We start from the raw sequence: 11,752 nt of genomic DNA on the forward strand, positions 1-11,752 counted from the left end.
GCTGGCGCCGGGACGGCATCCCGCCCGCGTACGCACACTGCGGCGCGGCCGGCCCGGGCCCCGACCAGATCCTCGAACCCTGGCCCCTCCACAGCCGGGTCCCCGACTGGCAGACCGCCTTCGCCCACGCCCTCACCCGCACGGTGTCCGCCGCCATGGACGTCGCGGGCGGCCGCCGCGACGACATCAAGGGCGAGCGGGTGCCGCTGCGGCCCTGGGAGCGGGCGCTGAGCTGGTTCGTCTCGTCGTACCCGCTGCTCGGCGGCATCGCCGCGGGCATGACCGTCGTCGCCGACGCCGCGCTCGCGCGCGCCCACGACATCGCGGTCGCCGCCGTCGACGCGGACCTCGGCGAGATCTACGTCAATCCGCTGCTGCGCCACACCGACGAGGAGTGGCGCTTCATCCTCGGCCACGAGATGCTGCACGCCGCCCTGCGCCACGGCGAGCGCCGCGGCCCCCGCGACCCGTACCTGTTCAACGTCGCCGCGGACTACGTCATCAACGGCTGGCTGCGCGAGATGGGCATCGGCGAGATGCCCGAAGGGCTGCTGTACGACCCGCAGCTGAGCGGGCTGTCCGCGGAGGAGGTCTACGACCGCATCGCCGCCGACCTGCGGGCCAAGCGGCGGCTCGCCACCCTGCGCGGCAAGGGGCGCGGCGACGTCCTCGGCGAACCGCTGGGCCCCGTACGGGACTTCGTGGACCTCGACGAGTTCTACCGGCGCGGACTCACGCAGGGCCTCGACCTGCACCACCAGCAGGACAGGGGTCTGCTCCCGCTGGGCCTGGTCGAGGAGATCCGCGCGCTGTCGCACCCGCCCGTGCCCTGGGACGCGCAACTGGCCCGCTGGTTCGACGAGTTCGTGCTCCGCCCCGAACCCGTACGCAGCTACGCGCGCCCCGCGCGCCGCCAGGCCTCCACCCCCGACATCCCCCGGGCGGGACGGTACTTCCCGCCCGGGGAGACCCAGCGCTGCACCTTCGGCGTCGTCCTCGACACGTCCGGGTCGATGGGCCGCACCCTGCTCGGCAAGGCGCTGGGCGCGATCGCCTCGTACGCCGAGGCGCGCGACGTACCGGCGGCCCGCGTGGTCTTCTGCGACGCGACGCCGTACGACGCCGGATACCTCCCGGTGACCGAGATCGCGAGCCGGGTACGGGTCAAGGGCCGGGGCGGGACCGTCCTGCAGCCCGGGATCGACCTGCTGCGCCGCGCCGACGACTTCCCGCCGGGCGCACCCGTGCTGATCATCACGGACGGCGACTGCGACGCGCTGCGCGTCCCGCGCGAGCACGCCTATCTGCTCCCGCAGGGCGCACGCCTGCCCTTCACGGCCCGTGGCCCGGTCTTCCGGGTGCGCTGAGGCCACATGTGATCGGATGGCGGGTACAGCCCACCGCACGAACCGAAAGGAACCATCGTGGCAACCACGCGCTCCGCCCACACCGTCTGGGAAGGCAACCTGCTCGAGGGCAACGGTGTCGTCACCTTCGACTCCTCCGGCATCGGCGAGCAGCCGGTGTCCTGGCCGTCGCGCGCCGAGCAGGCCAACGGCAAGACCAGCCCCGAGGAGCTGATCGCGGCCGCGCACTCGTCCTGCTTCTCCATGGCGCTCTCGCACGGCCTGGCCGGCGCCGGCACCCCGCCCACCAAGCTGGTGACCTCCGCGGACGTCACGTTCCAGCCGGGCGAGGGCATCACCGGCATCCACCTCGTCGTCGAAGGCACCGTGCCGGGCCTCGACGACCAGGGCTTCCAGGCCGCCGCCGAGGACGCCAAGAAGAACTGCCCGGTCAGCCAGGCGCTGGCCGGCACGACGATCAGCCTGACGGCCAAGCTGGCCTGACCGCCGGCGTGCCCGACCTCTTGACGTAGGCCCGCTCACGTTTTGTGCTGGTTTTTTCGGACAACCCGGATTCCAGAACGACTTGAGCGGGCCTACTCATGGGACTGGAGGCACGTCATGGCGCGTGCGGTCGGTATCGATCTCGGCACGACGAACTCGGTGGTGGCCGTGCTGGAGGGCGGCGAACCCACCGTCATCGCCAACGCGGAGGGGGCGCGCACCACGCCCTCCGTCGTCGCCTTCGCCAAGAACAAGGACGTCCTGGTCGGCGAGGTCGCCAAGCGCCAGGCCGTCACGAACGTGGAACGCACCGCACGCTCCGTCAAGCGCCACATGGGCGACGGCAGTTGGCGCTTCCCCGAGGGCGGCAGCGTCGACGGCGCCCGGTACAGCGCCCAGGAGCTCGCCGCCCGCGTCCTGCAGAAACTCAAGCGCGACGCCGAGGCCTACCTCGGCGAGGACGTCACGGACGCCGTCGTCACCGTGCCCGCCTACTTCGACGACGCGCAGCGCCAGGCCACCAAGGAGGCAGGGGAGATCGCGGGCCTGAAGGTGCTGCGCATCATCAACGAGCCGACGGCGGCCGCCCTCGCCTACGGCCTCGACAAGGGCGACGAGCAGACCGTCCTCGTCTTCGACCTCGGCGGCGGCACCTTCGACGTCTCGCTCCTGGAGATGGGCGAGGGCGTCATCGAGGTCAAGGCCACCAACGGCGACACCCAGCTGGGCGGCGACGACTGGGACCAGCGCGTCGTCGACCACCTCGCCAAGCAGTTCAAGAACGCGTACGGCATCGACCTCGGCAACGACAAGATGGCGTTGCAGCGGCTGCGCGAGGGCGCGGAGAAGGCGAAGATCGAACTGTCGTCGTCGAGCGAGACGACGGTGAACCTGCCGTACATCACCGCTTCGGCCGAGGGCCCGCTGCACCTCGACGAGAAACTGACGCGCGCGCAGTTCCAGGAGCTCACCGGGGACTTGCTCGACCGCTGCAAGCAGCCGTTCCACCAGGCCGTGCAGGACGCGGGCGTGGAGCTGTCGGCCGTCGACCACGTCATCCTCGTCGGCGGGTCGACGCGGATGCCCGCCGTGACCGAACTGGTCAGGGAGTTGACGGGCAAGGATCCGCACAAGGGCGTGAACCCCGACGAGGTGGTCGCCCTCGGCGCCACCCTCCAGGCCGGAGTCATCCGCGGCGACGTCAAGGACGTCCTGTTGCTCGACGTCACGCCGCTGTCCCTGGGCATCGAGACCAAGGGCGGCGTCATGACGAAGCTCATCGAGCGCAACACGACCATTCCCACCCGGCGTTCGGAGATCTTCACCACCGCCACCGACAACCAGCCCTCCGTCGGCATCCAGGTCTTCCAGGGCGAGCGGGAGATCGCCGCCTACAACAAGAAGCTCGGCGTCTTCGACCTGACCGGTCTGCCGCCCGCGCCGCGCGGCCTCCCGCAGATCGAGGTCACCTTCGACATCGACGCCAACGGGATCATGCACGTCTCGGCGAAGGACCTCGCCACCGGCCGCGAACAGAAGATGACGGTGACCGGCGGCTCGGCCCTGCCCAAGGACGACATCGACCGGATGATGCGCGAGGCCGAGACGCACGCCGAGGAGGACCGCAGGCGCCGCGAGGCCGCCGAGGCCCGCAACGAGGCGGAACAGCTCATCTACCAGACGGAGCGCTTCCTGCGCGAGAACGAGGAGCGGGTCCCCGCGGACATCCGGACCGAAGTGGACGCGGCGAGCGCCGAGTTGAAGACCACGCTGGCCGCCGAACCGCCGGACACGAACGCCCTGCGGGAGGGGGTGCGCAAGCTGGCGACCGTCAGCCAGAAGGTGGGGCAGGCGATGTACCAGAAGGCCGACGCCGCCGGTGAGCCCGCTCAGGAGCAGGAGGCCAAGGAAGACGTGGTGGACGCGGAGATCGTGGACGACGAGGGCAAGGGAGCCGCTTCCTGAGGCGGGGGTCGAGAGACCCGCCTGCCCCGCGACGCCTGGAACGCCGTGGCCGTCCTAACTCAGCCGCGTCCGCCACTTCTGCAGGATCTCCACGGTCCGCTCGGCGCTCGCCGCCTGTGCCACCAGGTGGTCGAGCACCTCCAGGTGCATGCCCACCTCATCCCGCGCGTCGAGGTACAGCGCGCCGGTGACGTACTCGCTGTAGACCATGTCCGGCAGCTCCCGCGCCGGGAAGCGGAACAGGGTGAAGGGGCCGAACGTGCCGGGGTGCGGGCCGGCCGTGAACTCGGCGATCTGGAGCGTCACATGGGGCAGCGCGGCCGCCTCGACCAGGCGGTCGAGCTGGCCGCGCAGCACGGCGGGGCCGCCGGGCGGTCGGCGCAGCACCGTCTCGTCCATGACGACCCACAGGTGCGGCGCGTCCTCGCGCGTGAGCAGCGACTGCCGGGCCAGGCGCAGGGACACGTGCCGGTCTATGTCGTCGGGCTTGGAGCGGCCCACCGTGCCGGCGTCGAAGACGGCCCGCGCGTACTCCTCGGTCTGCAACAGGCCCGGCACGAAGTGCGGTTCGTAGGCGCGGATCATCTCCGCCGCCCCCTCCAGGCTGACGTACAGGCTGAACCAGTCCGGCAGCACGTCGTGGAAGCGCTGCCACCAGCCCGGCAGGTTCGCCTCCTCGGCGAGTGCCACGAACGCCTCGATCTCACCCTCGGGGACCTCGTACAGCTCCAGCAGCATCTGGACGTACGGGATCTTGAGCGCGACCTCGGCCGTCTCCATCCTGCGGATCGTCGCCCCGGTCACCCGCAGTGCGCGGGCGGCCTCGTCCCGCTTGAGGTCCGCGGCCTCCCGCAGATCACGCAGGCGTCGGCCGAGGACGACCTGGCCCACGGTAGGGGCGGGCCGTCGTTCACTCACGTCACGTCTCCCCACGTGCCGTCGACGACAAGCAGCGGCTAGGAGCCGGTGCGCTCCCACCCCCGTCGCTCCGGCCGCGAGGCCAGACGCCGCTGGTCGCGGCTGCGATACACCACGTACGGGCGGAACAGGTACTGCACCGGCGCGCTGAACATATGCACGAGCCGGGTGAACGGTACCAGTGCGATGAGTAGCATGCCCACTACTGCATGGATCTGATAGAGGACGGGCACCCCGTCCATCCGGTACGTGTCCGGGCTCAGCGTGAACAGGCTGCGGGCCCACGGGGCAATGGACTCACGGTAGTTGTAGCCCTCGCCGGACGCGTGCGTCAGCTTGGCCACCATGCCGAGGACGATCGCGGCGAGCAGCACCAGGTACATGAGCTTGTCGTTGCGCGTCGTTGCCTTGAAGACCGGGGCCTTGGTGCGGCGCCGGTAGAGCAGCAGCAGGATGCCGGCCACCAGCAGCAGGCCCGCCGCCGTGCCGCCGTACAGCGAGAACAGATGGTACGTGTGCTCGCTGATGCCCACCTTGTCGCTCCACGACATCGGGATGAACAGCCCCACGAGGTGACCGGCGAGGACGAACAGGATGCCGTAGTGGAACATCGGCGAGGCGATGTTGAGCAGCTTCGACTCGTAGACCTGCGAAGAGCGCGTCGTCCAGCCGAACTTGTCGTAGCGGTAGCGCCAGATCGTGCCGGCGACCAGCAGGACGAAGGCCACATAGGGCAGGACGCCCCAGATCAGCGTGGTCACGGGGCGTGCTCCTTCACCAGCAGCGGCAGTTCGTCACGGATGCCGAAGGGTTCGAGCCCGACGTCCTCGCGCGGCGGGCCCGAGCGGGCCAGGGCGAGGGCCTCGGCGCGGTCCTTGGGGGAGGCGCCCGGCAGCGACGCGCACACCGCCTGGAGCACGGTCGCGTAGGGCGTGCCGTGCTCGGTCAGGGCCAGGCGCAGCAGTTCGAGCCCGCTGCGGTGGTCGAGCAGGAGGAGGGGACCCGCCTGCGCCGAGAACTCCAGGACCGCGGGCAGGAAGTCGGGCAGCTCCTCCCCGGTGAACTCCATGCCGTGCTCCCGGTACGTCTCCTTCATGTGCACCAGCGACATGCCGCGCCGCCGGGTGTCCCCGTCGCGCCACCAGGTCAGGTACAGGCTGTGCCGGTTCTTGAAGTCGAAGACCTGGACGTAGTGCGCCGCCAGCTCCTCCAGGGGGGTGGCCTCGGCGTGGTCGACGAAGGCCGCCAGCTCCGGGGCGGCGGCCCGCACCAGCGGCAGCCGCTCGTACAGCTCCTCGTCGGGGTAGGTCAGGCAGAGCGCGGCCGCCTGGAACAGCAGCGAGGTGCGGTCCGTCATGGGGTCTCCTCCGGCTTGTCCGCGGTCTGGCGTTCCTTGGTCAGGTGGAAGTTCTCGACGGAGACGACCGGCAGCAGCTTGCGCCCGTCGGCGACGGTGTTCCCGGAATCGCCGCCGAAGGGGCCCTCGCCGCCCATGCCGGGCCCGTCCTCGTAGTCGAGCGAGCAGGAGTCGGGCAGCGCCGACTCCTCCAGGCGCTGCGCGTCGCCGACCGCCGCCGTCGGGATCACGTAGCGGTCCTCGTACTTGGCGATGGCGAGCAGCCGGTACATCGCCTCGATCTCCTCGGCGGACATGCCGACCGACGCGGCGATCGAGGCGTCCGGGCGGTCCCCGAGGTTGATGGCCCGCATGTGCGAGCGCATCGCCCCGAGCTTCTCCAGCGAGGTGCGGACCGGGCCCACGTCGCCCGCCGTGAAGATCTCCGCCAGGTACTCGAGCGGGATGCGCAGCGTGTCGATGGCGCCGAAGAGGTTGGCGTGGTCCTCGCCGTCGTGGCCGGTCTCGTTGAGCGCGTCGACGACGGGGGACAGCGGCGGGATGTACCAGACCATCGGCATCGTCCGGTACTCCGGGTGCAGCGGGAGCGCCACCTTGTACTTGCTGATCAGGGCGTGGACCGGGGAGCGGCGCGCCGCCTCCATCCAGTCGAACGGGATTCCCGCCTCCTCGGCGGCCCGCTGCACAGCAGGGTCCTGCGGATCGAGGAAGACGCCCAACTGTGCTTCGTACAGGCCGTGTTCATCGGTCGTCTGCGCCGCCTGGGTGACCTTGTCGGCGTCGTAGAGGATGACCCCGAGATAGCGCAGGCGCCCCACGCAGGTCTCCGAGCAGACCGTCGGCAGGCCCACCTCGAGACGCGGGTAGCACATCGTGCACTTCTCGGCCTTGCCGGTGCGGTGGTTGAAGTAGACCTTCTTGTACGGGCAGCCCGTCACGCACATCCGCCAGCCGCGGCAGCTGTCCTGGTCGACGAGGACGATGCCGTCCTCCTCGCGCTTGTACATCGCGCCCGAGGGGCAGGACGCCACGCACGACGGGTTCAGGCAGTGCTCGCAGATCCGCGGCAGATAGAACATGAAGGTCTGCTCGAACGCGAACTTCACCTTCTCCGCGGCCTGTTCGCGGGTCTTCTGCACCATCGGGTCGAGGTCGCCGTACTCGGTCGCGCCGCCCAGGTTGTCGTCCCAGTTCGAGGACCACTCGATCTTCATCGGCTTGCCGGTGATCTGCGAGCGGGGCTGCGCCACCGGGTAGTCGTCGCCGAGCGGGGCGTCGGTGAGGTTCTTGTAGTCGTACGTCCAGGGCTCGTAGTAGTCCTTGATCTCCGGCAGCTTGGGGTTGGAGAAGATCCCGGCGAGCTTGCGGAACCGGCCGCCGCCCTTGAGCTTCAGGGCGCCCTTCTTGTTCAGCTCCCAGCCGCCGCGCCACTTTTCCTGGTCCTCGTAGCGGCGCGGGTAGCCCTGCCCGGGCCGGGTCTCGACGTTGTTGAACCAGACGTACTCCATGCCGTTGCGGTTGGTCCACGCCTGCTTGCAGGTGACCGAGCAGGTGTGGCAGCCGATGCACTTGTCGAGGTTCATGACCATCGCGATCTGAGCCATGATGCGCATGGGATCAGTACTCCACCTTCTGGCTGCGGCGCCGGATGACCGTGACCTCGTCGCGCTGGTTGCCCGTTGGGCCGAGGTAGTTGAACGCCCAGCTCAACTGGGCGTATCCGCCGATGAGATGGGACGGCTTGAGGATCAGGCGGGTGAGCGAGTTGTGGATGCCGCCGCGCTTTCCGGAGGCCTCCGCCTTGGGGACGTTGACCGTGCGTTCCTGCGCGTGGTGCATGTAGACCGTGCCGGCCGGCATGCGGTGCGAGACGATCGCGCGGGCGACCACGACACCGTTGCGGTTCACCGCCTCGATCCAGTCGTTGTCCTTGACTCCGATGGACTCGGCGTCCTGCGGTGCCATCCAGATCGACTGGCCGCCGCGGGACAGCGCCAGCATGAACAGGTTGTCCTGGTACTCGGAGTGGATCGACCACTTGTTGTGCGGCGTGAGGTAACGGACCGTCACTTCCTTCTCGCCGTCGGAGCCGAGACGTGGCTCGCCGAACAGCCGGTTCATGTCGAGCGGCGGCCGGTACACGGGCAGCGCCTCGCCCAGCTCGTGCATCCAGTCGTGGTCGATGAAGAAGTGCTGGCGGCCGGTGAGCGTGTGCCAGGGCTTGAGGTGCTCGGTGTTGAGGGTGAAGGCGGTGTAGCGCCGCCCGCCCGACTCGCTGCCCGACCACTCCGGCGAGGTGATGACCGGGACGGGCGCCGCCTGCGTGTCGGCGTACGTGATGCGCTTGCCCTCGTGCTCGGCGGACAGGTGCGCCATGGCCTGCCCGGTGCGCGCCTCCAGCGTGTGGAAGCCCTGGGTGGCGAGGCGGCCGTTGGTCGTGCCGGACAGGGCCAGGATGGTGTTCGACGCCTTGATCGCCGTGTCCAGCATCGGGCGGCCGTCGGCCGGGCCGCCGCGCACCGTGCCGTTCAGCTCGCGCAGGTGCTCGACCTCCTGGTCCGGATCGAAGGTGATGCCCTTGACGGGCAGTCCGAGCTTCTCGACGAGCGGGCCGAGCGCGGCGAACTTCGCGCCGATCGCGGTGTAGTCCCGCTCGACGACCACCAGGTTCGGCATCGTTCTGCCCGGCACCGGCTCGCACTCGCCCTTGCGCCAGTCCAGGACGACACCGCCGGGCTGCGCGATCTCGCCCGGGGTGTCGTGCTGCAGCGGTGCGGCGACCAGGTCCTTCTGCACGCCCAGGTGGTTCACGGACAGTTCGCTGAGCTTCTCCGCCAGCACCTTGAACGTGTCGAAGTCGGTGCGGGCCTGCCACGGCGGGTTCACGGCCGGGGTGAACGAGTGCACGAACGGATGCATGTCGGTCGACGACAGGTCGTGCTTCTCGTACCAGGTGGCGGCGGGCAGGACGACGTCGGACAGGAGCGTGGACGACGTCTGCCGGAAGTCGAGGGAGAGCAGCAGGTCGAGCTTGCCCTCGGGCGCCTCGTCGCGCCAGGTGACCGTGGTGGGCCGCTCGTCGGGGGACGCCTCCTCGGCGCGCAGCGAGGAGTGCGTGCCCAGCAGGTGCTTGGTGAAGTACTCGGCGCCCTTCGCGGACGACCCCAGCAGGTTGGCCCGCCACAGGGTCAGCACACGCGGCCAGTTCTCCGGCGCGTCCGGGTCCTCGCAGGCGAACTTCAAGGAGCCCGCCTTGAGTTCGGCGACGGTGTCGGCGACGTCCTGCTGACCCAGCGCGAGCGAGCTGCGGTCGAACGTCGGGTACGACGGCATCCAGCCCGAACGTGCCGACAGCGCAAGGCAGTCGGCGCCCGTCATCCCTTCGAAGGCGCCCTTGCCGAGCGGCGAGGCGAGCACGTCCGCGCCGAACTTGTCGTAGCGCCACTGGTCGGTGTTGAGGAACCAGTACGCCGCGCCGATCATCTGCCGCGGCGGCCGCGACCAGTCGTTCGCGGAGGCCAGCGAGGCCCAGCCGGTCGACGGGCGGCACTTCTCCTGCCCGACGTAGTGCGCCCAGCCGCCGCCGTTCCTGCCCTGGCAGCCGGTGAGCTGCAGCAGGGAGAGGAACCCGCGGTAGATGGTCTCGGAGTGGAACCAGTGGTTCGTGCCGGCGCCCATGAGGATCATGCAGCGCCCGCGCGACTTCTCCGCGGTCTGCGCGAACTCCCGGGCGATCTTGATGCACTTGGCGGCGGGCACCGAGGTGTGCGCCTCCTGCCAGCCGGGCGTGCCGGGCGCCTCCTCGTCCTCGTACGACGCGGGCCACTGCCCGGGCAGTCCGTCGCGCCCGACGCCGTACTGGGCGAGCAGCAGATCGAAGACCGTCGTGACCAGCGGCCCGTCCGGACCGCCGAGCCGGGTCGCCGGGACACCGCGCCGCACGACCTCGCCGCGGCCCTGCCCGTGGGTGCCGCCGTCGGTGTCGAAGCGGGGCAGGAGCACCTCGACGCCGGACGCGACATCCGAGCCGTGCAGGCTCAACTGCGGCTTGATGTTGCCGAGTTCGAGGTTCCACTTGCCCTTGCCGGACTCGGTCCAGCGAAAGCCCAGCGAACCGTTCGGCACGGCGGGCTGCCCGGTCGCCTCGTCGAGAACGGCCGTCTTCCAGTCGGCGCCCTCGTCGCTCTGCCCGAGGTCGGTGGCGCGCAGGAACTTCGACGGCACGTACCCGCCGTCCTTCTCCTCCAGCGTCACCAGGAACGGCAGGTCCGTGAACTTCTTGACGTAGTCCGTGAAGAAGGGCGTCTCCCGGTCGACGAAGAACTCCTTGAGGATGACGTGCCCCATGGCGAGGGCCAGCGCCCCGTCGGTCCCCGGGTGCGGGTGCAGCCACTCGTCGGCAAACTTCGCGTTGTCCGCGTAGTCCGGCGCGACCACCACGACCTTCTGCCCGCGGTAGCGCGCCTCCGCCATCCAGTGGGCGTCGGGCGTCCGCGTGACGGGGACGTTGGACCCCCACATCATCAGGTACGCGGCATCCCACCAGTCGCCCGACTCCGGTACGTCGGTCTGGTCGCCGAACACCTGCGGCGAGGCCACCGGCAGATCCGCGTACCAGTCGTAGAACGACAGCATCGGGGCGCCGATCAGCGACATGAACCGGGCCCCGGCCGCGTGCGACACCATCGACATCGCGGGGATCGGGGAGAAGCCGGCGACGCGGTCGGGCCCGTACTTCTTGATGGTGTGCACATGGGCCGCGGCGACGATCTCCACGGCCTCGTCCCAGGTGGCCCGGACCAACCCGCCTTTGCCGCGCGCCTGTTGGTACGTCCGGCGCCGCTCGGGGTCGCCCTGGATGTCGGCCCACGCCAGCACCGGGTCCTTCAGGCGGGCCTTCGCCTCCCGGTACATCTGCAGCAGCACGCCGCGGATGTACGGGTAGCGCACACGGGTGGGGGAGTAGGTGTACCAGGAGAAGGCCGCGCCCCGCGGACAGCCCCGCGGCTCGTACTCCGGCCGGTCCGGGCCCACGCTCGGGTAGTCGGTCTGCTGGGTCTCCCAGGTGATGATGCCGTCCTTGACGTACACCTTCCACCGGCACGACCCGGTGCAGTTCACGCCGTGCGTCGAGTTCACGACCTTGTCGTGGCTCCACCGGTCCCGGTAGAAGACGTCCCCGTCCCGTCCGCCCTCGATCCGCACGCTGTGCAGGTCGGGGGCGGCCTTGCCCCGCACGAAGAACCGGCCCGCCCGCAGCAGCGCGGCGTCCGGCTCGGTCGGGGTGCCCGTCGTGTCAGTCACCGTGTGCTCCCTCGCTGTCCCGTCCTTCGCACGCTAGGCGCGGGGCGGCGGGGGCACCTGCCGGCCGGGGCCGTATGGGTTGCGGCGCCCTTACCTCCGGCGTCATCGACCCGGCGGCGCGGCGCGGGCACGCTGAGGTCACCCGTACGCCAGGGAACCGTCCACCGATGACAGAGGGTGATACGCATGTCCGCCACCACCGTCCCCGCCCGTTCCGCAGACAGCCGCGGCGACCTGGGCCGGCTGCGCCGGGTGCTCGCGCTGGATGCCGCGGGCACCGCGGCCAACGGCGTCGCCTACCTCGTCGCGTCGGGCCCGCTGGGCCGCTTCTTCGGCGTGGACGCGGTGCTGCTGCGCA

Annotated in this window: 8 protein-coding genes; 3 read left to right on the forward strand and 5 right to left on the reverse strand. The window is 70.3% G+C overall.

Features of this window, described 5'->3' with window-relative positions:
* The 3 genes from G3I40_RS07940 to dnaK all read left to right on the forward strand — a co-directional run.
* Positions 1 to 1,367: hypothetical protein (locus G3I40_RS07940; RefSeq protein WP_164301451.1), on the forward strand; the 1,367-nt coding region annotated here is incomplete at its 5' end.
* 57 nt (positions 1,368 to 1,424) lie between these two features.
* Complete coding sequence (locus G3I40_RS07945) at positions 1,425 to 1,850, forward strand: OsmC family protein (RefSeq protein ID WP_164301452.1); 426 nt, start codon at positions 1,425 to 1,427, stop codon at positions 1,848 to 1,850.
* A gap of 117 nt (positions 1,851 to 1,967) precedes the next feature.
* Positions 1,968 to 3,815 carry a molecular chaperone DnaK gene (gene dnaK / locus G3I40_RS07950; RefSeq protein WP_164301453.1) on the forward strand — a complete coding sequence of 616 codons (1,848 nt, stop codon included), beginning with the start codon at positions 1,968 to 1,970 and terminating at the stop codon, positions 3,813 to 3,815.
* 54 nt (positions 3,816 to 3,869) lie between these two features.
* Here the strand turns inward: dnaK and G3I40_RS07955 are convergent, their stop codons facing one another.
* Genes G3I40_RS07955 through G3I40_RS07975 form a run of 5 tightly spaced genes read right to left on the reverse strand, consistent with a single transcriptional unit; the run spans position 3,870 to position 11,394 of the window.
* Positions 3,870 to 4,733, reverse strand: a complete 864-nt coding sequence (locus G3I40_RS07955) for a helix-turn-helix transcriptional regulator (protein WP_164301454.1) — start codon at positions 4,731 to 4,733, stop codon at positions 3,870 to 3,872.
* A gap of 38 nt (positions 4,734 to 4,771) precedes the next feature.
* On the reverse strand, positions 4,772 to 5,494 hold the full coding sequence (gene narI / locus G3I40_RS07960) for a respiratory nitrate reductase subunit gamma (protein WP_164301455.1): 723 nt from the start codon (positions 5,492 to 5,494) through the stop codon (positions 4,772 to 4,774).
* On the reverse strand, positions 5,491 to 6,090 hold the full coding sequence (gene narJ, locus G3I40_RS07965) for a nitrate reductase molybdenum cofactor assembly chaperone (protein WP_164301456.1): 600 nt from the start codon (positions 6,088 to 6,090) through the stop codon (positions 5,491 to 5,493). The genes narI and narJ overlap by 4 nt, the downstream gene beginning before the upstream one ends.
* Complete coding sequence (narH, locus tag G3I40_RS07970; RefSeq protein WP_164301457.1) at positions 6,087 to 7,703, reverse strand: nitrate reductase subunit beta; 1,617 nt, start codon at positions 7,701 to 7,703, stop codon at positions 6,087 to 6,089. The genes narJ and narH overlap by 4 nt, the downstream gene beginning before the upstream one ends.
* Before the next feature lie 4 nt (positions 7,704 to 7,707).
* Complete coding sequence (locus tag G3I40_RS07975; protein WP_164301458.1) at positions 7,708 to 11,394, reverse strand: nitrate reductase subunit alpha; 3,687 nt, start codon at positions 11,392 to 11,394, stop codon at positions 7,708 to 7,710.
* Positions 11,395 to 11,752 lie beyond the last annotated feature (358 nt).

This window comes from Streptomyces sp. SID14478, assembly GCF_010548525.1.
In the GTDB taxonomy this organism is placed as follows: Bacteria; Actinomycetota; Actinomycetes; order Streptomycetales; family Streptomycetaceae; genus Streptomyces.